This window comes from Streptomyces goshikiensis (assembly GCF_014650555.1).
Classification (GTDB): Bacteria; Actinomycetota; Actinomycetes; order Streptomycetales; family Streptomycetaceae; genus Streptomyces; species Streptomyces goshikiensis.
The window spans coordinates 477,067-498,280 of the sequence record NZ_BMVE01000004.1 but is presented as its reverse complement, the minus strand read 5'-3'; the positions used below and the strand labels follow the sequence as shown (position 1 = coordinate 498,280).

At 71.8% G+C, this 21,214-nt stretch carries 23 protein-coding genes and 1 tRNA gene; 11 read left to right on the top strand and 13 right to left on the bottom strand.

The features are described 5' to 3' along the window. Nucleotides 1-174 precede the first annotated feature (174 nt). From nhaA to IE248_RS15610, 4 genes are all read left to right on the top strand, one after another. Nucleotides 175-1,596, top strand: a complete 1,422-nt coding sequence (gene nhaA, locus IE248_RS15625) for a Na+/H+ antiporter NhaA (protein WP_190030982.1) — start codon at nucleotides 175-177, stop codon at nucleotides 1,594-1,596. A gap of 58 nt (nucleotides 1,597-1,654) precedes the next feature. Beyond that, nucleotides 1,655-2,113 carry a phage holin family protein gene (locus tag IE248_RS15620; protein ID WP_008742426.1) on the top strand — a complete coding sequence of 153 codons (459 nt, stop codon included), beginning with the start codon at nucleotides 1,655-1,657 and terminating at the stop codon, nucleotides 2,111-2,113. Then, entirely contained in the window at nucleotides 2,110-3,096 is a 987-nt protein-coding gene (locus IE248_RS15615; RefSeq protein WP_100581184.1) for an alpha/beta fold hydrolase, read from the top strand. Before IE248_RS15620 ends, IE248_RS15615 begins: the two co-directional genes overlap by 4 nt. Nucleotides 3,097-3,224: 128 nt before the next feature. Then, nucleotides 3,225-3,398, top strand: coding sequence for a hypothetical protein (locus IE248_RS15610; protein ID WP_008742428.1), 174 nt, complete (start codon nucleotides 3,225-3,227; stop codon nucleotides 3,396-3,398). 128 nt (nucleotides 3,399-3,526) lie between these two features. Here the strand turns inward: IE248_RS15610 and IE248_RS15605 are convergent, their stop codons facing one another. The 3 genes from IE248_RS15605 to nth form a co-directional block, all read right to left on the bottom strand. Continuing rightward, the gene (locus IE248_RS15605) at nucleotides 3,527-4,729 is read right to left on the bottom strand and encodes a MarP family serine protease (protein WP_008742429.1); all 1,203 of its coding nucleotides are present in this window, start codon (nucleotides 4,727-4,729) and stop codon (nucleotides 3,527-3,529) included. Between the two features lie 13 nt (nucleotides 4,730-4,742). Then, nucleotides 4,743-5,453, bottom strand: coding sequence for an NUDIX hydrolase (locus tag IE248_RS15600; RefSeq protein WP_008742430.1), 711 nt, complete (start codon nucleotides 5,451-5,453; stop codon nucleotides 4,743-4,745). Between the two features lie 232 nt (nucleotides 5,454-5,685). Further along, a complete protein-coding gene (gene nth / locus IE248_RS15595; RefSeq protein WP_086025418.1) occupies nucleotides 5,686-6,504 on the bottom strand; it encodes an endonuclease III in 819 nt (272 codons plus the stop codon). A 293-nt stretch (nucleotides 6,505-6,797) separates the two neighbouring features. Here nth and IE248_RS15590 point away from each other — a divergent pair, with 293 nt between their 5' ends. Continuing rightward, the gene (locus IE248_RS15590; protein ID WP_003981529.1) at nucleotides 6,798-7,472 is read left to right on the top strand and encodes a Crp/Fnr family transcriptional regulator; all 675 of its coding nucleotides are present in this window, start codon (nucleotides 6,798-6,800) and stop codon (nucleotides 7,470-7,472) included. A gap of 148 nt (nucleotides 7,473-7,620) precedes the next feature. After that, on the top strand, nucleotides 7,621-8,466 hold the full coding sequence (locus IE248_RS15585) for a nucleotidyltransferase domain-containing protein (RefSeq protein WP_190030981.1): 846 nt from the start codon (nucleotides 7,621-7,623) through the stop codon (nucleotides 8,464-8,466). A gap of 115 nt (nucleotides 8,467-8,581) precedes the next feature. Here the strand turns inward: IE248_RS15585 and IE248_RS15580 are convergent, their stop codons facing one another. From IE248_RS15580 to sp36, 5 genes are all read right to left on the bottom strand, one after another. Then, nucleotides 8,582-8,863 (bottom strand): hypothetical protein, encoded by a 282-nt coding sequence (locus tag IE248_RS15580; protein ID WP_073797907.1) that lies wholly within the window; start codon nucleotides 8,861-8,863, stop codon nucleotides 8,582-8,584. Further along, nucleotides 8,860-9,705, bottom strand: a complete 846-nt coding sequence (locus IE248_RS15575; RefSeq protein WP_073797906.1) for an MBL fold metallo-hydrolase — start codon at nucleotides 9,703-9,705, stop codon at nucleotides 8,860-8,862. Before IE248_RS15575 ends, IE248_RS15580 begins: the two co-directional genes overlap by 4 nt. Next, nucleotides 9,702-10,616, bottom strand: coding sequence for an NUDIX hydrolase (locus tag IE248_RS15570; RefSeq protein ID WP_008742435.1), 915 nt, complete (start codon nucleotides 10,614-10,616; stop codon nucleotides 9,702-9,704). Before IE248_RS15570 ends, IE248_RS15575 begins: the two co-directional genes overlap by 4 nt. Nucleotides 10,617-10,848: 232 nt before the next feature. Next, on the bottom strand, nucleotides 10,849-11,319 hold the full coding sequence (locus IE248_RS15565; protein ID WP_008742436.1) for a RidA family protein: 471 nt from the start codon (nucleotides 11,317-11,319) through the stop codon (nucleotides 10,849-10,851). Further along, entirely contained in the window at nucleotides 11,316-11,477 is a 162-nt protein-coding gene (gene sp36, locus IE248_RS15560) for a Sp36 family protein (protein ID WP_008742438.1), read from the bottom strand. The genes IE248_RS15565 and sp36 overlap by 4 nt, the downstream gene beginning before the upstream one ends. Before the next feature lie 84 nt (nucleotides 11,478-11,561). On the opposite strand from sp36, the gene bagA reads away from it, so the two are divergent. Both bagA and bagB read left to right on the top strand, forming a co-directional pair. Then, nucleotides 11,562-12,545 (top strand): ATPase BagA, encoded by a 984-nt coding sequence (gene bagA / locus IE248_RS15555; RefSeq protein WP_073774245.1) that lies wholly within the window; start codon nucleotides 11,562-11,564, stop codon nucleotides 12,543-12,545. Beyond that, the gene (gene bagB / locus IE248_RS15550; protein WP_229895334.1) at nucleotides 12,542-13,837 is read left to right on the top strand and encodes an ATPase BagB; all 1,296 of its coding nucleotides are present in this window, start codon (nucleotides 12,542-12,544) and stop codon (nucleotides 13,835-13,837) included. Before bagA ends, bagB begins: the two co-directional genes overlap by 4 nt. A gap of 63 nt (nucleotides 13,838-13,900) precedes the next feature. Here bagB and IE248_RS15545 read toward each other — a convergent pair whose 3' ends face one another. Further along, on the bottom strand, nucleotides 13,901-14,251 hold the full coding sequence (locus IE248_RS15545) for a WhiB family transcriptional regulator (protein ID WP_008742440.1): 351 nt from the start codon (nucleotides 14,249-14,251) through the stop codon (nucleotides 13,901-13,903). A gap of 386 nt (nucleotides 14,252-14,637) precedes the next feature. Here IE248_RS15545 and IE248_RS15540 point away from each other — a divergent pair, with 386 nt between their 5' ends. After that, nucleotides 14,638-16,971, top strand: a complete 2,334-nt coding sequence (locus tag IE248_RS15540; RefSeq protein WP_073774243.1) for a transglycosylase domain-containing protein — start codon at nucleotides 14,638-14,640, stop codon at nucleotides 16,969-16,971. An 81-nt stretch (nucleotides 16,972-17,052) separates the two neighbouring features. Here IE248_RS15540 and IE248_RS15535 read toward each other — a convergent pair whose 3' ends face one another. After that, nucleotides 17,053-17,514, bottom strand: a complete 462-nt coding sequence (locus tag IE248_RS15535) for a GatB/YqeY domain-containing protein (RefSeq protein WP_073774358.1) — start codon at nucleotides 17,512-17,514, stop codon at nucleotides 17,053-17,055. 68 nt (nucleotides 17,515-17,582) lie between these two features. Here IE248_RS15535 and IE248_RS15530 point away from each other — a divergent pair, with 68 nt between their 5' ends. After that, nucleotides 17,583-18,521 carry a metallophosphoesterase gene (locus tag IE248_RS15530; RefSeq protein WP_008742444.1) on the top strand — a complete coding sequence of 313 codons (939 nt, stop codon included), beginning with the start codon at nucleotides 17,583-17,585 and terminating at the stop codon, nucleotides 18,519-18,521. A gap of 104 nt (nucleotides 18,522-18,625) precedes the next feature. Further along, a tRNA-Pro gene (locus tag IE248_RS15525) sits at nucleotides 18,626-18,699 on the top strand. A 70-nt stretch (nucleotides 18,700-18,769) separates the two neighbouring features. On the opposite strand, the gene IE248_RS15520 is transcribed toward IE248_RS15525, so the two are convergent. From IE248_RS15520 to codA, 3 genes are all read right to left on the bottom strand, one after another. Further along, nucleotides 18,770-19,189: a DUF7144 family membrane protein gene (locus tag IE248_RS15520; RefSeq protein WP_008742445.1), complete on the bottom strand. Its 420-nt coding sequence runs from the start codon at nucleotides 19,187-19,189 to the stop codon at nucleotides 18,770-18,772. A gap of 104 nt (nucleotides 19,190-19,293) precedes the next feature. Continuing rightward, on the bottom strand, nucleotides 19,294-19,872 hold the full coding sequence (locus IE248_RS15515; protein ID WP_190030980.1) for a DUF5956 family protein: 579 nt from the start codon (nucleotides 19,870-19,872) through the stop codon (nucleotides 19,294-19,296). A gap of 33 nt (nucleotides 19,873-19,905) precedes the next feature. Then, nucleotides 19,906-21,207 (bottom strand): cytosine deaminase, encoded by a 1,302-nt coding sequence (codA, locus tag IE248_RS15510; RefSeq protein ID WP_280922478.1) that lies wholly within the window; start codon nucleotides 21,205-21,207, stop codon nucleotides 19,906-19,908. Nucleotides 21,208-21,214: the final 7 nt, after the last annotated feature.

Sequence of the window (21,214 nt, the reverse complement as noted above, 5' to 3'; positions counted from 1 at the left end):
CATGTGGCGCGACGCGCCGCATGCCCGTTTCGCGCTTAAAGTGACGATCATCCAGTAAGACCTTGCGTACGCCCTGTAAAGTAGTGAAAGCGTCAATTTCTTAACAGGGTGCGCCGGGAAGTCTGGTCGGCAACAGGTTTTGTCATGCCGTCGACCATCCGGAGGTGCCCACCCGTGGCCACGCCCACACCCCGCCGCAAGCTGCTCGGACGTCTCTCCCTCCCCGAGCGCCGCTTCGTCGCCGACGCGCTGCGCGCCGAGACCGTCGGCGGTGTGCTGCTCCTCGTGGCCGCGATCGCCGCCCTCCTGTGGGCGAACATCCCCGCCGTCTCCGCCAGCTACGACAGCGTCCTGTCCTTCCACATAGGACCCGCCGCCCTGGGCCTGGACCTCTCGCTCCAGCACTGGGCGGCCGACGGCCTGCTCGCCGTCTTCTTCTTCGTCGCCGGCATCGAGCTCAAGCGCGAACTCGTCGCGGGCGATCTACGGGACCCCAAGGCGGCCGCCCTCCCGGTGATCGCCGCCGTCTGCGGGATGGCCACGCCCGCGCTGGTCTACGTACTGGTCAACGCCTTCGGCGGCGGCGCGATGAACGGCTGGGCCGTCCCGACCGCCACCGACATCGCCTTCGCGCTCGCCGTCCTCGCGGTCATCGGCACCTCGCTGCCGTCCGCCCTGCGGGCGTTCCTGCTGACCCTGGCCGTGGTCGACGACCTCTTCGCCATCATGATCATCGCGGTGTTCTTCACCAGCGAGATCGACTTCCTGGCCCTCGGCGGCGCGGTCGTGGGCCTGGTCCTCTTCTGGTTCCTGCTCCGCAAGGGCGTCCACGGCTGGTACGTCTACGTTCCGCTCGCCCTGGTCATCTGGGGCCTGATGTACAACTCCGGCGTCCACGCCACCATCGCCGGTGTCGCCATGGGCCTGATGCTGCGCTGCTCCCGCAAGGAGGGCGAGCGGCAGCCCCCCGGCGAGCACATCGAGCACCTCGTACGCCCCTTCTCCGCCGGGATCGCCGTTCCCCTCTTCGCCCTGTTCTCCGCCGGGGTCTCCCTCTCCGACAAGTCCATCGCGCAGGTCTTCACCCGGCCAGAGACCCTCGGCGTGCTCCTCGGCCTGGTCGTCGGCAAGGCGGTGGGCATCTTCGGCGGCACCTGGCTGGCCGCCCGCTTCACCAAGGCCGAACTGAACGAGGACCTCGCCTGGCCCGACGTGCTGGCCGTCGCCTCGCTCGCCGGCATCGGCTTCACCGTCTCGCTCCTGATCGGCGAGCTCGCCTTCACCGACGACGCCACCCTCACCGACGAGGTCAAGGCCGCCGTCCTGATCGGCTCGCTCATCGCCGCGATCGTCGCGAGCGTGCTGCTGAAGCTGCGCGACCGCAAGTACCGGGCGCTGACCGAGGCCGAGGAGCTCGACGAGGACCTCGACGGCATCCCCGACATCTACGAGCAGGACAAGCCGGAGTACCACCTGCGCATGGCGCGCATCCACGAGGCGAAGGCCGCCGAACACCGTCGCAAGGCCGCCGCCGCGATGGCCTCCGGCGCGCAAGCCACGGCCGGGTCCAGCGCCGAGGACGGCCGTCCGGCATGATCTGACTGACGACGGAGGACAGACAGCCGCCGACAGCAGACGACAGAGGGAGAGAGCGATGAGTGCAGTGGACCAAGGGGCAGAAGGCGCCGAGCGCACACTCGGCCAGCTGGTCGCCTCGGCCACCGCCGAGATGTCCGCCCTGGTGCACGACGAGATCGCCCTCGCCAAGGCGGAGATCCGCCAGGACGTCAAGCGCGCGGGGATCGGTGGCACCGCCATCGGTATCGCCGGAGTGTTCGCGCTGTTCTCGCTGCCGGTGCTGAGCTTCGCCGCGGCGTACGGGATCCACAACCTCGGTCTCGGGCTCGCCTGGTCCTTCCTCATCGTCGGCGTGGCGTTCCTGCTGCTCGCGGGCCTGCTCGCGCTGATCGCCGTGTCGAAGTTCAAGAAGGTCAAGCCGCCGGAGAAGACGATCGCCTCGGTCAAGCAGACCGCCGCGCTGGTCGGGACCGTCAAGCCCCATCCCCGGCCGGTCAGTGACAAGGCCGTGGGTGTGGCACGCTCGACCTCATGACAGCTCCCTCGCCGGACTTCGGCAGTACCCCGCCCACCGCCGCCACGGCGGTCCGGCTCGGCGTGCCCGGCGGGAGAGCGGTGATCCACCGGGACGTCGCGGCCAACGGGGCCCGCTTCCACGTCGCCGAGCTGGGTGACGGGCCGCTGGTCCTGCTGCTGCACGGGTTCCCGCAGTTCTGGTGGACCTGGCGGCACCAGCTGGTCGCGCTGGCCGACGCCGGGTACCGCGCGGTCGCCATGGACCTGCGCGGGGTGGGCGGCAGCGACCGCACCCCGCGCGGTTACGACCCCGCGAACCTGGCGCTCGACATCACCGGGGTCATCCGGTCCCTCGGCGAGCCGGACGCCGCGCTCGTCGGACACGACCTGGGCGGCTACCTCGCGTGGACGGCGGCCGTGATGCGGCCCAAGCTGGTCCGCCGGCTCGTGGTGTCCTCGATGCCGCATCCGCGGCGGTGGCGCGCCGCGATGCTCGCGGACTTCGGGCAGACCCGGGCGAGTTCGCACATCTGGGGCTTCCAGCGGCCGTTCATCCCCGAGCGGCAGCTCGTCGCCGATGACGGGGCGCTCGTGGGGCAGCTGATCCGGGACTGGTCCGGGCCGCTGCTGCGGGACGAGGACGAGAGGGACGCCGAGGGCAACGAGCGCATCGCCGCGTACCGGCGGGCCATGTGCATCCCCTCCACCGCGCACTGCTCCATCGAGCCGTACCGCTGGATGATGCGGTCCATGGCGCGGCCGGACGGCCTCCAGTTCAACCGGCGGATGAAGCGGCCGGTGCGGGTGCCGACGCTGCACCTGCACGGTTCCCTCGACCCCGTGATGCGCACGCGCAGCGCGGCCGGTTCCGGGCAGTACGTCGAAGCCCCCTACCGGTGGCGGCTGTTCGACGGCCTGGGGCACTTCCCGCACGAAGAGGACCCGGCGGCCTTCTCCACCGAGCTGGTGAACTGGCTCAAGGACCCCGAGCCGGACCGCTGATCGCAGGGCGGACCGCCCAACCCACCTCTCGTGGGCTTGTCTTACGAACATTCAATTGCCCGGCGCATAGGCCAATTGGCCGCCCCGGACGGGATTACCGACCTTGGGGCCCGGGCACAGCTCGATGTATGGGCTGGACGCACGACTACGGTGACACCGCACACGAAGGCCGCTCGGCAGCGACGCCGGGCACCCACGAGAGGGCCGGCCGCGACGGCCACGACCCCCGACTCGGCATCCCCCGCATCCTGCGCCGCCGGGCCCGCTGGGTCTCGGCGCGCCTGCGCCATCCGCGGATGTAGAGCTCCGGCGGCCGCGCCGGCGGTCCTGACGGGTCAGGCCGCCGGGCGCGGTGCCGCCGGGCAGGGCGGCCCGGAGCGGGGCGGCCCGGAGCGGAGTGGCCCCGGGGGGAGTGGCCCCGGGCGGGTGGTCAGAGGGCGCAGCCCTGGCTGTCGGTCCGCCGGTTCGCCGTCTTCCCCAGCTGGATGTCATCGCGGATCTCGTCCGCCGTCAGGGCGTATCCGGTGTTCGGGTCGTCGAGGGACTTGGCGAAGACGACCCCGTACACCTTGCCGTCGGGCGTCAGCAGCGGGCCGCCGGAGTTGCCCTGACGGACCGTGGCGAACAGCGAGTACACATCGCGCCGGACGGTGCCCCGGTGGTAGATGTCCGGGCCGTTGGCGTTGATCCGCGTACGGACCCGGGCGGCGCGGACGTCGTACCCGCCGTTCTCGGGGAACCCGGCGACGATCGCGTCGCTGCCGGTCACCGCGTCCTTCTCGGTGAACTCCAGCACGGGCGCCTTCAGCTTGGGCACGTCCAGGACGGCGATGTCGCGCTGCCAGTCGTAGAGCACGACCTTGCCGTCGTAGAGCTTGCCCTCGCCGCCGATCTGCACGGTCGGCTCGCCGACGCCGCCGACGACATGGGCGTTGGTCATCACCTTGCCCGGCGCGAAGACGAAGCCGGTGCCCTCCAGCACCTTGCTGCAACTGGGCGCGGTGCCGACGACCTTCACGATCGAGCGCTTGGCCGCCGCGGCGACGGGCCCGGTGGCGAGGTCCGGGTCGGGCGCCTGCACCGCGGTGATGGGCTCGTTGGAGAACGGGCTGAAGACCTGCGGGAAGCCGTTGCGGGCCAGCGTCGAACTGAAGTCCGAGAACCAGGTGTTCGTCTGGGTCGGCACCACCCGCGACACGCCGAGCAGCACCTTGGAGTTGCGCACCTGCTTGCCGAGGGTGGGCAGCGAGGTCCCGGCGAGCGCCGAGCCGATCAGCCACGCCACCAGCAGCATCGCCACGACGTTGACCAGCGCCCCGCCGGTCGCGTCGAGGGCGCGGGCGGGCGACCACGTGATGTTGCGGCGCAGCCGGTTGCCCAGATGGGTGGTCAGGGCCTGGCCGATCGAGGCACAGATGATGATCGCGACGACGGCGATCACGACGACCGGGGTGGTGACCTCGGTGCCGTTGTTCGTCGCCCAGTCCCAGATCAACGGGAGCAGGGCCACGGCGACGAGACCACCGCCGAGGAAGCCGATCACCGACAGGATGCCGACGACGAACCCCTGGCGGTAGCCGACGATCGCGAACCACACGGCGGCGACCAGCAACAGGATGTCCAGCACGTTCACGAGGGTCACCGTCTCATGCGCGCCAGTCGAGCGGGACCTCGCGCGAGCGGTCCCAGGGCTGCTCCCAGCCCGCGAAATGCAGGAGCCGGTCGATCACACCGGCGGTAAATCCCCAGACCAGAGCCGATTCGACGGTGAAGGCGGGGCCCTGGAAGCCGCCGGGGTGGACCACGGTGACCCGATGATCGGGATCCGTGAGATCCGCCACGGGAACCGTGAAGACCCGGGCCGTCTCTGCCGGGTCGACGGCGCCGACCGGGCTCGGGGCGCGCCACCAGCCGAGGACCGGGGTCACGACGAACTCGCTGACCGGGATGTAGAGCCGGGGCAGCACCCCGAAGAGCTGGACCCCGGCCGGATCCAGGCCGGTTTCCTCCTCGGCCTCGCGCAGGGCGGCCCGCAGCGGGCCGGTGGTCTGCGGATCGCCGTCCTGCGGGTCCAGGGCGCCGCCGGGGAAGGAGGGCTGGCCCGCGTGCGAGCGGAGGCTGCCGGCGCGCTCCTGGAGCAGCAGCTCGGGGCCGCGGGGGCCCTCGCCGAAGAGGACGAGGACGGCGGACTGGCGGCCCCGCCCGTCCTCGGGGGGCAGGAAGCGGCTCAGCTGCGTCGGCCTGACCGTGCGCGCGGCACGGACCACGGGATCGAGCCAGCCGGGCAGCCCGTCGGTGGAGAGGGCGGGGGCCTCGCGGACGCCGTCGCCGGCTTCGTCGCGGAGACCGTCGCGCACGCCGCCGTGGCCGCCGTGGCCGCCGTGGCTGCTGTGACTGCCGTGGCCCTCGTACGGGCCCTGCCGGCCCGGCCGGGCGTGCAGTGGGGGCGGGGCCGGCTGGGCGGCCACGCTCTCGTCCCGCGTCCCGCTACCGCTTCCGCGCGTCATAGGCACCCCTGCTCCCTGTCGTTCCCGACACCGGCACAACGCGGGCCGTGGCCGGATTCGTTCCTCGGTGTGTGCTGCGTGCTCAGGATGCCGGGGTGGCGCCCAGGGGCGGGGCCGGCCGGCCCGGGTAGTCCGGCGGCGGGCTCAGGCGCTGGCCCGGCTGTCCGCCCTTCTCGTACTTGAGGAGCTTGCGGGCCTTCTCCGGGTCCGTCTCGCCCTCCCCGTAGGCCGGGCAGAGCGGGGCGATCGGGCAGGCGCCGCAGGCGGGCTTGCGGGCGTGGCAGATCCGGCGGCCGTGGAAGACGACGCGGTGCGAGAGCATCGTCCACTCGCTCTTGGGGAAGAGCGCGCAGATCTCCGCCTCGACCTTCTCCGGGTCCTCCTGCTCGGTCCACTTCCAGCGGCGCACCAGACGCCCGAAGTGGGTGTCCACGGTGATCCCCGGGACGCCGAACGCGTTGCCGAGGACCACGTTGGCCGTTTTGCGGCCGACGCCGGGGAGGCTCACCAGGTCCTCGATCCGGCCGGGGACCTCACCGCCGAAGTTGTCGCGCAGGGCCTGCGAGAGGCCGAGGAGGGACTTCGACTTCGCCCGGAAGAACCCGGTCGGCCGGATGATCTCCTCCAGAGCCTCCGGAGCGGCCTGCGCCATGTCCTCCGGGGTCGGGTAGGCGGCGAAGAGGGCCGGGGTCGTCTGGTTCACGCGGAGGTCGGTCGTCTGGGCGGAGAGGACGGTCGCGACCAGCAGCTCGAAGGGATTCCGGAAGTCCAGTTCCGGATGGGCGTACGGATACACCTCGGCCAGCTCCCGGTTGATCCGGCGGGCCCGCCGGACCAGGGCGACGCGGGATTCCGCCTTCGGTTTCTTGGCCGAAGTTTTGCCCTGGGGGGTCGATGGGATCTTCGGGGACGCCTTCGCGGGGGCTTGTTCGCCCACGGCTGAATTACGGACCCCCGGCACTGCCGCGGACCCCTTGGCCTGTGCTCTCACCGGCTTATTGGACACCCGGCCAGCCTAAGGCCGGGCGCTGACACCCGCCCGGACCTCAGGTAACACCACCCCGAAAGGCATCTCGCCGCACAGCACACCCGTGCGTCCGGCATCCTTGTGATTGATCGCACTGCACTGTTTGAGCCGTCCGGCAAAATGGGGAGCACGGTCCCCTGGAGCTGGTCGACATAGGAGAGAGACTCGTGGACGACGTACTGCGGCGTGCCCCGCTCTTCGCGGCGCTCGATGACGAGCAGGCCGCGGAGCTCCGCGCCTCCATGGGCGAGGTGACCCTCGCACGCGGTGACGCCCTGTTCCACGAGGGCGACCCCGGTGACCGGCTGTACGTCGTCACCGAGGGCAAGGTGAAGCTGCACCGCACCTCCCCCGACGGCCGCGAGAACATGCTGGCCGTCCTCGGCCCCGGCGAGCTGATCGGCGAGCTGTCGCTGTTCGACCCGGGCCCGCGCACCGCCACGGCGACGGCGCTGACCGAGGTCAAGCTGCTCGGCCTCGGCCACGGCGACCTCCAGCCCTGGCTGAACGCCCGCCCCGAGGTCGCGACCGCGCTGCTGCGCGCCGTGGCCCGGCGCCTGCGCAAGACGAACGACCAGATGTCCGACCTGGTCTTCTCCGACGTCCCGGGCCGCGTGGCCCGCGCCCTCCTGGACCTGTCGCGCCGCTTCGGCGTGCAGTCCGAGGAAGGCATCCACGTCGTGCACGACCTCACGCAGGAAGAGCTGGCCCAGCTCGTCGGCGCCTCGCGCGAGACCGTGAACAAGGCGCTGGCCGACTTCGCGGGCCGCGGCTGGCTCCGCCTGGAGGCGCGCGCGGTGATCCTGCTGGACGTGGAGCGCCTGGCGAAGCGCTCGCGCTGATCCGGAGCACGACTTCGCGGAGGGGTTCCGCCCGGAAGGGCGGGGCCCCTCCGCGCGTTTCGCGCCGCGGCGCGCCATACGGGCGCGGCCGGATCCGGCCGGATCAAACCCTTCGAACCCCGGCCCCCGGAAGGGCAGAGTGGGCGGCATGGAGCACAGCGGGCTGGACGCGTACGGGTACTTCGAGCAGGAGGGCTCCCTCGGGCGGGTCCAGCGGGAGTTCGCCCCCGTCGTCGCGGCCGCGCGCTCGCGGATCGCGGAGGCGTACGGGCGGCGGCTGCACAGCGCGTACCTGTACGGGTCCGTCCCGCGCGGCACCGCCCGCCCCGGGCGGTCCGACCTCGACCTCCTGCTCGCCCTGCACCACGAGCCCGGGGACGACGACCGCGACGCCGCCGAGGTGCTCGCGCGCGGGCTCGACGAGGACTTCCCGCAGATCGACGGCGCGGGGATCCTGCTGTACGGCAAGGACGCCCTGCTGAGCGAGCAGGAACGATTCGACCTGGGCTGGTTCCTGGCCTGCCTGTGCACCCCGCTGCTCGGCGCGGACCTGGCAGAGCACCTGCCCCGCTACCGGCCGGACAGCCTGCTCGCCCGTGAGACCAACGGCGGCCTGGCCGGCGTGCTCCCCACCTGGCGGGAGCGCGCCCGGGCGGCCGGCACGCCCGAGGAGCACCGGAAGCTGAGCCGGGCCTTCGCACGGCACCTGGTGCGCACGGGGTTCACGCTGGTCATGCCCCGCTACGAGGGCTGGACCAGCGATCTCGCAGAGTCCGCGGAGATCTTCGGCCGGTACTACCCCGAGCGCGCCGCGCAGATGCGGGCCGCGGCGGCCGTGGCGCTGGACCCCGTCGGGGACCCGGCCGTGGTGCGCGGCCTCGTGGAGGACCTCGGACCGTGGCTCGCGGACGAGTACACCGCCCGGCACGGCACGAAGGCGCCGCGCCAGGGCCCGCCGGAGCAGGACCCGCCGGAGCCCGCGGAAGCACACTGAGGCGACTGAGGCCCGCCGGGCTCCGCCGGAGCGGAGTGCGCCGAAAGCCCGCCGGGAGGGCCCGCAGGAGCGCCTGAGGCCCGCCGCAAGGCCCTCAGGAGCCCGCCTGGGCCCGCTAGAGGGCTTCGACCGCCTGCTTCGCCTCGCGCAGGTCCGCGCCCGTGACCCGGCGGTAGACCCGGATCGCCTCGATGGTGCGGCCGTCGCGCGCGAGGGCCCGTACCTCGTCCAGCCCGGCCGGCTCCGGCTCCTCGATGTCGAAGTGGTCCAGGACCAGGCCGAGGCGGTGCTCCAGCCGGTCGGCCCGGCGCTCCAGCGCCTTCATCCGCTGGGACACCGTCGCCGTGATCCACGCGGCGGTGCCGATGAGCGCGAGCAGCAGGTACAGCGTCGTCATTCAGATCCCCCCGGGATGAGTCCGTGATCTTGAAGGTACTCCAGCTGCGCCCGGACGGACCATTGCGCGGCCGGCCACAGCGAGCGGTCCACGTCCGCGTAGACGTGGGCGACCACCTGCTCGGGCGTGACGTGCCCGTTCTCGACGGCGGTCTCCACCTGGGCGAGCCGGTGCGCGCGGTGGGCCAGGTAGAACTCCACCGCGCCCTGGGCGTCGTCGAGGACCGGACCGTGCCCGGGGAGGACGACGTGCACCCCGTCGTCGACGGTCAGCGAGCGCAGCCGGCGCAGGGAGGCCAGGTAGTCGCCGAGACGGCCGTCGGGGTGCGCGACGACGGTGGTGCCGCGGCCGAGGATCGTGTCGCCGGTCAGGACGGCCCGGTCGGCGGGCAGGTGGAAGCAGAGCGAGTCCGAGGTGTGGCCGGGGGTCGGCACCACCCGCATCTCCAGCCCACCGGTGCGGATGACGTCCCCGGCGGCGAGCCCCTCGTCACCGAGGCGCAGCGCCGGGTCGAGGGCGCGGACGTTGGTCCGGGTCAGCTCGGCGAAGCGGGCGGCGCCCTCGGCGTGGTCGGGGTGGCCGTGGGTGAGCAGGGTCAGGGCGACCCGCTTGCCCGCCCGCTCGGCGGTGTCGATGACCGCCCGCAGGTGTACGTCGTCCAGCGGCCCGGGGTCGATCACGACGGCGAGGTCGGAGTCGGGCTCGGAGACGAGCCAGGTGTTCGTGCCGTCCAGGGTCATCGCGGAGGCGTTGGGGGCCAGGACGTTCACCGCGCGGGCGGTGGCCCGCCCGGAGGTGACCGTGCCGCGGGGCTGGCCGGGGAGTGCGGCGGCGTCGGTCATGCGGAGGCTCCTCCGGGGCGCCCGAGGCGCACGCGCTTGGTGAATTCGTCGTGGCCCGGCCAGCTGAGGACCACCTCGCCGTCCTCCAGGGCGGCCTGGGCGAGGACGGGAGTGAGGTCCTGGGCCACAGCGCCGGTCAGGGCCTCGGCGGCGCTCTCGTACGGCTCCAGGGACCGCAGCGTGGAGATGGTGGGCGGCATCATCAGCAGCTCGCCCTCGTCGTAGCCGCGCGCCGCGTCCGACGGGCGGATCCAGACGGTCCGGTCGGCCTCGGTCGAGGCGTTGCGGGTGCGCTGCCCCTCGGGGAGGGCGGCGACGAAGAACCAGGTGTCGTAGCGGCGCGGCTCGAACGCGGGGGTGATCCAGCGGGCCCAGGCGCCGAGCAGGTCGGAGCGCAGCAGGAGGCCGCGGCGGTCGAGGAACTCGGCGAAGGACAGCTCGCGGGCCACCAGGGCCGCGCGGTCGGCCTCCCAGTCGTCGGCGGTGGTGTCGTCGACGACGGTGTCGGGGGTCTCGCCCGCGAGGAGTACGCCGGCCTCCTCGAAGGTCTCCCGGACGGCTCCGCAGACGATCGCCTGGGCGGTACGGGGATCCGTGCCGAGGCGCTCGGCCCAGTCGGCCAGCGCGGGGCCGGCCCAGCCGATGCGGTGGTCCTCGTCGCGGGGGTCCACGCCGCCGCCGGGGTAGGCGTACGCACCGCCGGCGAAGGCCATCGAGGCGCGTCGGCGGAGCATGTGCACGGCGGGGCCGTCGGGGGTGTCGCGCAGCAGCATCACCGTCGCGGCGCGTTTGGGGTCCACCGGGGTGAGGGCGCCGTCCGCGAGGGCGCGGATGCGGTCGGGCCACTCCGGGGGGTACCACTGGCCTCCGGAGGGGGGCTGGCTCTGCGTTCCGTTCTCACCGTTCGGCATGGCGGGATGCTACGGCCATCCGGCCCGATGTTCGAGGGGCCACCCGCGCCGCCCGGCCCCGGCTGTCGCCGCCGAGCCACCGGTGCGGCGCCGCGGCCGGGGACGCCGGACGGGCCGGGCGCATGCGCACCCGGCCCGTCCGTGAACGACTCCGCGGCCCGGAACGGGGGCCTCCCCGCAGCGGGCGCGGCTGGCGACCCGCGGCTCGCGGCCCGGCCAGCCCCCCGGAGGGTCAGGCTCCGGGAACGAGCTCGACCTGGATCTCGACCTCGACCGGGGCGTCCAGCGGGAGGACGGCCACGCCGACCGCGCTGCGGGCGTGCACGCCCTTCTCGCCGAGGACCTCGCCCAGCAGCTCGCTCGCACCGTTCAGCACGCCCGGCTGGGCCGTGAAGTCGGGGGCGGAGGCGATGAAGCCGACGACCTTCACGACGCGCGCGATCTTGTCGAGGTCGCCGATGACGGACTTGACGGCGGCCAGGGCGTTCAGCGCGCAGACCGCCGCCAGCTCCTTGGCCTGCTCCGCCGAGACCTCCGCACCGACCTTGCCGGTGATCGGCATGCTGCCCTTGACCATCGGCAGCTGGCCCGCGGTGAAGACGTACGAACCCGAGCGCACGGCCGGCTGGTACGCGGCCAGCGGCGGGACGACCTCCGGCAGCGTCAGGCCGAGCTCGGCCAGCTTCGCCTCGACGGCACTCATGCCTTCTCCCGCTTGAGGTAGGCGACGAGCTGCTCGGGGTTGTTCGGACCGGGCACGACCTGGACGAGCTCCCAGCCGTCCTCGCCCCAGGTGTCCAGGATCTGCTTGGTGGCGTGGACCAGCAGCGGGACCGTCGCGTATTCGAACTTCTTAGACATGGGAGCGAGGGTAGCCGCCGCGACAGCGCCACATCGCCACCCGGCACCACCGGTGTCGTGACGGAGGAATTAGGCTCGGGCGCTGTGAGCAGGCTCCAGGTGGTCAGCGGCAAGGGCGGCACCGGCAAGACCACGGTCGCCGCGGCACTCGCGCTGGCCCTCGCGCGCGAGGGCAGGCGGACTCTACTCGTGGAGGTCGAGGGCAGGCAGGGAATCGCGCAGCTCTTCGGCGCGGAGGCGCTCCCGTACGAGGAGCGGAAGATCGCCGTGGCACCGGGCGGCGGCGGTGAGGTGTACGCGCTCGCCATCGACGCCGAACGGGCGCTCCTCGACTACCTCCAGATGTTCTACAAGCTCGGCTCGGCCGGCCGCGCGCTCAAGAAGCTCGGCGCGATCGACTTCGCGACGACCATCGCGCCGGGGCTGCGGGACGTCCTGCTGACCGGCAAGGCGTGCGAGGCGGTCCGGCGCAAGGACAAGGCCGGGAAGTTCGTCTACGACCACGTGATCATGGACGCCCCGCCGACCGGGCGGATCACCCGGTTCCTCAACGTCAACGACGAGGTGGCCGGGCTGGCCCGGTTCGGGCCGATCCACAACCAGGCCCAGGCCGTGATGAAGGTGCTGAAGTCGCCGGAGACGGCCGTCCACCTGGTCACGCTGCTGGAGGAGATGCCCGTCCAGGAGACCGCCGACGGGATCGAGGAACTGCGCGCGGCCGGGCTCCCGATCGGGCGGGTCATCGTCAACATGGTGCGCCCGCACCATCTGGACGAAGACGCCCTGCGCGCCGCCTCCGGGGAGCGCCGGGCCGATGTCGCCAAGGCGCTGTCCCGGGCCGGGCTCGGCGGCGCCCGGCGCGGCGGACTGGCCGAGCGGCTGGTGGACCCGCTGGTCGCGCAGGCCGCCGAGCACGCGAGCCGGGTGGAGCTGGAGCGCGGGCAGCGCACCGTACTGGAGGGGCTGGACACGGCGACGTACGAACTCCCGCTGCTCGGCGCGGGGATGGACCTGGCCGGGCTGTACGAGCTGGCGACGGAACTCCGGAAACAGGCGGACGACGAATGAGCGAGGCGGGCATGGCCATGGACGAGCCGGCGCGGCTGGAGGTCGACCGGCTGCTGGACGACCACGAGACCCGGATCATCGTGTGCTGCGGCTCGGGCGGGGTCGGCAAGACCACCACCGCCGCCGCCCTGGGCCTGCGGGCTGCCGAGCGCGGCCGCAGGGCGGTGGTCCTCACCATCGACCCGGCGCGGCGGCTCGCCCAGTCGATGGGGATCGACTCGCTGGACAACACGCCCCGCAAGGTCACCGGGGTCGGGGCCGGCGGCGACGGCGACGGCCGCGCCCCGGGCGAACTGCACGCCATGATGCTGGACATGAAGCGGACCTTCGACGAGATCGTCGAGGGCCACACGGACCCGGAGCGCGCCGAGGCGATCCTGGCCAACCCGTTCTACCAGTCCCTGTCCGCCGGGTTCGCCGGCACGCAGGAGTACATGGCGATGGAGAAGCTGGGGCAGCTCCGGGCCCGGGACGACTGGGACCTGATCGTCGTGGACACCCCGCCGAGCCGGTCCGCGCTGGACTTCCTGGACGCGCCGAAGCGCCTGGGGTCCTTCCTGGACGGGAAGTTCATCCGGGTGCTGATGGCCCCCGCGAAGGTGGGCGGCCGCGCCGGGATGAAGTTCCTCAACGTCGGCATGTCGCTGATGACCGGCACCCTGAGCAAGCTGATGGGCGCCTCGCTGCTGAAGGACGTACAGACCTTCGTGGCCGCGATGGACACCATGTTCGGCGGCTTCCGCACCCGCGCGGACGCCACCTTCCGGCTGCTCCAGGCACCCGGTACGGCCTTCCTCGTGGTCGCGGCGCCCGAGCCGGACGCCCTGCGCGAGGCGGCGTACTTCGTCGAGCGGCTGGCCGCGGAGCGGATGCCGCTGGCCGGGCTGGTGCTGAACCGCGTACACGGCAGTGACGCCGATCAGCTGTCCGCCGAGCGGGCGTTGGCGGCCGCGGAGAATCTTGAGGAGGGCGGCATTGTCGATCAGGAGTCCGGGAAAGCTGGACTTCGTGACGACGACCGCTCCACTCCCGATACCGGTCTCGACGACGGTGGCGACACCGCTGCCGAGGCCGATGCCGACGTCGACGAGATCACGGCAGGGCTGCTGCGCCTGCACGCCGAGCGGATGCAGGTGATCGCGCGCGAACAGCGCACGCGCGACCGCTTCACCTCGCTGCATCCCGAGGTGGCGGTGGCCGAGGTGGCCGCCCTGCCCGGCGATGTGCACGACCTCGCCGGGCTGCGGGCCATCGGAGAGCGACTCGCGGCCGGGGTTCCGGCCGGAGCATAGGCCTTCCGTACGCCACGCCCCTGGATGCGGAGGCGTCCGTACGCGGGACGGCGCGGGTGTGGTTTACCCGGCTGCCGCGTACGTCTCGTACGGAATGTCAACCTCCGTATCCACATCCACGGTCAGGATGCCCGTACTGCGCTCGTACTCCGTGCGCGCGGTTTCGAGCAGCCGTCGCCACGAAGTGACGGTGGGACGCCGGCGCAGCAGCGCCCGTCGTTCCCGCTCTGTCATACCGCCCCACACGCCGAACTCGACACGATTGTCGAGCGCGTCGGCCAGGCACTCGGTCCGCACCGGACATCCGGTGCACACCGCCTTGGCCCTGTTCTGTGCCGCTCCTTGAACGAACAGTTCATCCGGATCGGTAGTGCGGCAGGCTGCCTGCGCACTCCAGTCGGTAACCCAGCCCATCCCGGCGCCGTCCTCTCCCGAATCGAGGCTCCCCCACGGCGGAAGCGGCATATTCACCGCTGCCAGTTGAGGACGTTACGGAAGGAGGACACAGCGCAACACCCCCGACGGGCCCAATCTTGAATGGTCCGAACGGACTATGGGTAAGCGGCAGATCACCCGACGGAGTGATCGGACGACATGCCCGACCATTCCGGCAATTCGGGTGGAATCGGCGGCAAGCCATCAGAGTGAGGGACAAGATTCGGACATCAGTCCACCCCATTCGGGAAGGGTGAAAATCAAGCCGAGGGGTTGATGTCGCACCACACTGCTGTGACAGTTGGGGTCAGCTTAGGCCAAGGCATTCTCGTGTGTCCGGCGAATGAGAACGTAGGCTGCCCTCCATGGGAAAGAAGCGCTCGGGCGGCGGGCTCACCGGGCCACAGCAGGCCGCCAAGTTCCTCGGAGTGTCCGTCCTCTCCGGAGTCGTCCTGGCAGGCATCGCGATCCCGGGCGCAGGCGCCCTCGGACTCGCGGCCAAGGGGACGGTCGAAGGATTCGATGAGATCCCGGCCAATCTCAAGACACCCCCACTGAGCCAGCGCACGACGATTCTGGACGCCGAGGGTGGCCTGATCGCCACGGTCTATTCACGGGACCGTCAGGTGGTCCCCCTGACGGCGATCTCCCCGTACATGCAGAAGGCGATCGTCGCGATCGAGGACTCGCGTTTCTACGAGCACGGCGCGGTCGACCTCAAGGGCATCCTGCGCGCGGTCAACCGCAACGCGCAGGAGGGCGGCGCCGCACAGGGCGCCTCCACGCTGACGCAGCAGTACGTGAAGAACGTGTTCGTCGAGGAAGCCGGCGACGACGAGACGAAGGTCCGCGAGGCCCAGGAGAAGAGCCTCGGCCGCAAGGTCCGCGAGCTGAAGTACTCGATCCAGGTCGAGGAGGAACTCGGGAAGAAGAAGATCCTCGAGAACTACCTCAACATCACGTACTTCGGCCAGCAGGCGTACGGAATCGAATCCGCCGCGCAGCGCTACTTCAGCAAGCCGGCCAAGGACCTGACCCTGGACGAGTCGGCGCTGCTCGCCGGGCTCGTGCAGTCGCCGAGCCGCTACGACCCGGTGAACGACGCACAGGAGGCGCTCAAGCGCCGCAACACCGTCCTGCAGCGGATGGTCGACATGAAGGACGTCTCGCAGGCGGAGGCGGACGCCGCGAAGGCCAAGCCCGTCCAGCTGAAGGTGACCAGGCCGAGGAACGGCTGCATCACCGCGGTCAAGGGCGCGGGCTTCTTCTGCGACTACGTCCGCAACTCCTTCCTCACCGACGCGGTGTTCGGCAAGACGCGCGAGGAGCGGGCGAAGGTCTGGAACCAGGGCGGTCTGACGATCCGCACCACCCTGGACCCGCAGTCGCAGGAGGGCGCCAACGCCTCGATCAAGGACCACGTCTACCAGGACGACTCGATCGCGACGGCCGTGACCATGGTCCAGCCGGGCACCGGCCGGGTACTGGCGATGGGCCAGTCGAAGCCGTACGGCTTCGGCAAGAACGAGACGCAGATCAACTTCTCCGTGGACAAGCGGATGGGCGGCTCCAACTTCGGCTTCCAGGTCGGCTCCACGTTCAAGCCGTTCATCGCGGCCGCCGCGCTGGAGCAGGGCATGCCGGCGACCAAGGTGTTCTCGGCGCCGAACAAGATGGACTACCCGTCCCCGATCGCGCGCTGCGACGGGACGCAGTACCTGAACAACAACAGGAACAAGCGGGAGACGGCGGAGAACGAGACCGAGGACGAGGTCGGTCCGTACGCGCTCCGGACCGCCATGGAGAAGTCGATCAACACGTACTTCGTGCAGCTGATCGACGAGATCGGGCTCTGCCCGGTCACCGAGATGACGCAGAAGCTGGGCGTCGTCCCGGCGAGCGGCGTCAAGCTCCCCGAGACTCCGTCCATCGCGCTCGGCTCGGCCGAGCTGTCGCCGCTGACGATGGCCAACGCGTACGCCACCTTCGCCAACCGCGGCGTCTACTGCACCCCGGTCGCCATCGAGTCGATCACCGACTCGCACGGCAAGGCGCTCTCGGTGCCGAAGTCCAAGTGCGACCGGGCGATGTCGGAGACGACGGCGGACACCGTCAACACCCTGCTGCGCGGTGTGGTCGACTCCGGTACCGGTGAGAAGGCCGGTCTGACCGACCGCGACAGCGCGGGCAAGACCGGTACGACGGACTCCCGGCACAACGCCTGGTTCGTCGGCTACACCCCGAACATGTCGGGCGCGGTGTGGGTCGGCTCGGGCGGCGCGAAGAAGATCTCGATGGAGAACATCACCATCGGCGGGCAGTACTACCCGAAGGTCTTCGGTGGCGGCCTGCCCGGCCCGATCTGGAAGGACGCGGTCTCGGACGCGCTGTCCGGGCGCGAGGCCCCGAGCTTCAGCACGGTGCACATCGCCGAGCCGTCGACCCCGAACGGCGGCGGCCGGCCCTCCACGCAGACCCCGGGCCCGAACAAGCCCGGGAAGCCGAACAAGCCGGGCGGCGGTGACAACAAGCCGGGCGGCCGCCCCGGAGGCGCGACGAACGCCGGGGCCGGCAACGGCGGCGGGAACGGCGGCCCGGGCGGGAACGGTGGAAATGGCGGGAACGGCGGGAACGGCGGGAACACGTTCCCGGATCCGCCGGTCGTGCCGGGCCTGAACGGCGGAGGCGAGACGCAGTAGGAGCGAGCAGAAGAGGGAGGGGCCCGGCCGAACGGCCGGGCCCCTCCCTCGTTCATTCCCTACTCATTCCCTACCGCGGCCTCAGCTGAGGAGCTGCTTGACGACGGCGGCGACGCGCCCGCCCTCCGCCAGCCCGGCCACCTTCGGGTTCACGATCTTCATGACGGCGCCCATGGCCCGCGGCCCCTCGGCGCCCGCCGCCTTGGCCTCCTCGACGGCCTGCGCCACGATCGCGCGCAGCTCGTCGTCGCCGAGCTGCTTGGGCAGGTAGGTGTCGAGGAACTCGCCCTCCGCGGTCTCCCGCGCGGCCTGCTCCGGACGGCCACCCTGGGCGAAGGCGTCCGCGGCCTCGCGGCGCTTCTTCGCCTCCTTGGCGATCACCTTGAGGACTTCGTCGTCGGAGAGCACGCGCGCTTCCTTGCCCGCGACCTCCTCCTTGGTGATGGCGGCGAGGGTCAGGCGCAGCGTGGACGAGTGCAGCTCGTCGCGCGCCTTGATGGCGGTGGTGAGGTCTTCCTGGAGCTTGGCCTTGAGCGTGGTCATGCCCATGAGTCTGCCAGGTGCGGGGCGGATGGCGCCCGCCGGTTTTCCGGGTCTGCGACGATGGGGGCATGCGCGCGCGTTACGGAGTACCCCTGAAGGTCACCGCCGGGATCGCGGCGGTGGGGGCCGCAGGTCTGGCCTATGCCGCCGGTTTCGAGGCGCGGTCGTTCCGCCTGCGCCGGGTGACGGTACCGGTGCTGCCCCGGGGGATGCGCCCGCTGCGCGTGCTCCAGGTGTCGGACATCCACATGGTCAGCGGCCAGCACAAGAAGCGGGCTTGGCTGCAGTCCCTCGCCGGCCTGCGCCCCGACTTCGTCGTGAACACCGGCGACAACCTCTCCGACACGGAGGGCGTGCCCGAGGTGCTCGACGCCCTCGGTCCGCTGATGGAGTTCCCCGGGGCCTACGTCTTCGGGTCGAACGACTACTACGGGCCGCGGCTGCGCAACCCGGGGCGCTACCTCATCGAGAAGGCCCAGGGCCGGCACGGGCTGAACGGCAACAAGCCCGTCGTCGGCGCCGTCCACAACCCGTGGGAGGAGCTGCGCGACGCCTTCGACACCGCGGGCTGGCTGAACCTCACCAACACGCGGGCCCGGATGAAGCTGGAAGGGCTGGAGCTCGCCTTCACCGGCCTGGACGACCCCCACATCAAGCGCGACCGCTACGAGGCGGTCGCGGGCGGCCCCGAGGCGGACGCGGACTTCTCGCTGGCCGTCGTACACGCCCCGTACCTGCGCGTCCTCGAAGCGTTCACCGCCGACCGCTACCCCCTGATCCTGGCCGGCCACACGCACGGCGGGCAGCTGTGCATCCCCTTCTACGGGGCGCTCGTCACCAACTGCGACCTGGACACCGACCGGGTGAAGGGCCTCTCGACGCACGAGGCCGCGGGACACCGCTCGTACCTCCACGTCTCGGCGGGCTGCGGGACGAACCGCTTCACCCCGGTCCGCTTCGCCTGCCCCCCGGAAGCCACCCTCCTGACCCTGACCCCGAAGGCCTGACGCCCCCGAACCCCGACCCCGCCGAAACCGGATTTCGTCTCCGGCCAAGGGTCCGCTAAAGTAATCGATGTCGCCAGGACAGCGAGAGCTGCCAAGGCGACGATCGGGGTGTAGCGCAGCTTGGCAGCGCGCTTCGTTCGGGACGAAGAGGTCGTGGGTTCAAATCCCGCCACCCCGACACTGTAGTACCAGATCAGGGGCCTGATCCGAGAAATCGGATCAGGCCCCTGTTTAGCGTTCGTCTGTCGTCATGTGCGGGGAGGGATCTCCTGGTGCATGCCGTGGCAGAGGGCCCAGACGATGAAGATGTTGACGACGACCAGGACCAGCGCCCAGAGCGGGTAGTACGGGATCCACAGGAAGTTGGCGATCGCGCCGAGGCTGGCGATGAAGACGCCGAGGTAGCGCGCCCACACGGCTCCGGTGATGACGGCGCAGCCGGTGAGGACGAGGACGATGCCCAGGATGAGGTGGACCCAGCCCCAGCCCGTCAGGTTGAACTCGAAGACGTAGTGGCGGGTCGCGAGGAACACGTCGTCCTTGGCGATGGCGGAGATGCCCTCGAAGATCGCCATCGCGCCACCGAAGATCATCAGGGCTGCCGCGAAGGTGGTGCTACCGGATACAGGCGCGTGGGTCGCTCGGGATCGGGCGGCGTCTGTGGCCATGCCGGCCTCCTTGGGTGTCGGGGCCGCCGGTCGGTGGAGCGGGTGACCGGGGCTGTCCCCCGTATCAGCGTGGCACGGCGGCACCCGCTCGGCATTCCGGAGGGCTACGGGGGTCCGGAGCCGGTCAGGGTCGCGAGTTCGGCGCGGGTGAGGCTCAGCAGCTCGGGCGAGGCCCGGAACTCGATTCCGCGCTCCCGCGCCACCGACCGCAGGTGGTCGAGGACCGCCCCGACGGCCGGGTAGGGGCCGATCGGGCGGAGCAGCCAGAGGCGGCCGGGCGGGCGGTGCGGCAGGCCGAGGGCGTCCAGCAGCTCCTCGGTCTCGCGGTCGAGGTCGTGGAGCTCGGCCTCGGCGAGCGGGGTGGCTTCCACGCCGGTGACGTGGCCGTGGCCGTCGAGGCGGGTGTCGACGGCCCAGTGGGTGGAGCGGTCCGGGATCCAGGTGCGGTCGGCCGGGGGCCAGACGTAGGGCAGGAACACCCAGGCCAGCTCCTCCGGGGCGGGCTCCCAGCCGAGCGCCTCCAGCTCCCGGACCTCCGGCAGCCGGTCGGGCTCCTGCTCGCTGCGGCCGGTCCGGCGCAGGGCGAGCGGGTGCGGGGGCCCGTCCTCGTCCCACGAGCCCGTCGCATCCCACGGGCCCGGCGCGTCCCACGGGCCCGGCGCGTCACGCGAGTCCCTCGACATGACCGCAGGCTACCCCCGGGTCCGCGCCCGTGCTCAGCCGCCGACCCTGAAGTCCACCTCCGACGGCGTCGCCTCCCCCGGCCAGTTCAGCCGGGTCGGGTTCGGCGGGGTCTCGGCGAGGACGCTGCCGCGCGAGACGACGTAGCGCGGGCGGACCTGGCGGCGGATCGCGTCGGCGGGGCTGTCGGCCGGCAGCAGCACGAAGGAGGCGGGGGCGCCCTCGGCGATGCCGTACTCGGACGGGCCGAGGCCCAGCACGCGCGCCGCGCGGTCCGTCACCATCGAGAAGGCCACCGGGATCTCGTCCGCCCCGGTGAGCTGGGCGGCGTACAGGCCGACGAGGGCGGTCTGGAGCGGGTTCGCGGTGCCGAGCGCGTTCCACGGGTCCATCACGTCGTCGTGTCCGAAGGCGACGTTGACGCCCGCCGCCAGCATCTCCTTGACCTGGGTGAGGCCGCGCCGCTTGGGGTACGCGTCGAAGCGGCCCTGGAGGTTGAGGTTGGCGAACGGGTTGGAGACCAGGTTGATCCCCGAACGGGCCAGCAGGCGCTGGAGTTTGAAGCTGTACGCGCCGCCGTAGGAACCCATCGCCGTCGTGTGCGAGGCGGTGGCCCGCTCGCGCAGCCCCGAGCGCAGGGCGAGGGTGGCCAGCACCTCCACGAAGCGGGACTGGTCGTCGTCGATCTCGTCGCAGTGGGCGTCCACGCGCAGCCCGTACTCCTCGGCCAGCGCGAACGCGGTCCCGAGGGAGGCGATCCCGTCCTCGCGGGTGTCCTCGAAGTGCGGGATCGCCCCGACGACGTCCGCGCCGCGCCGGACGGCCTCGCGCAGCAGCGCCTCGCCGTCGGGGAAGGAGACGATGCCCTCCTGCGGGAACGCGACGATCTGCAGCGTCATGACGTCCCGCACCCGGTCGCGGACCTCCGCCAGCGCGTCGAGCGCGGTCAGCGCCGGGTCCGTGGTGTCGCAGTGGGTACGGACGTGCAGCACGCCCTGCGCCGCCTGCCAGCGCAGCACCTCGGTGGCCCGCGCGACCACGTCCTCGCGGGTCAGGGTCCGCTTGCGCTCGCTCCAGCGGGCGATGCCCTCCCAGAGCGTGCCGGAGACGTTCGGGCGCGGATCGCCGGCCGTCAGGGCCGTGTCCAGGTGGATGTGCGGCTCGACGAACGGGGGCGACAGCAGCCCGCCGTGCGCCTCGATCAGCACCCCGGTGGCGGGCGGCTCCTTCTGGTCGTCGCACGGCACCACCCGCGCGATCCGGCCGTCCTCGCCGACCTCCACGTCGACCCGGCCTTCGGTCCCCTGCACCCGGGCGCCCCGGACGATCATCCGCATACGGGGC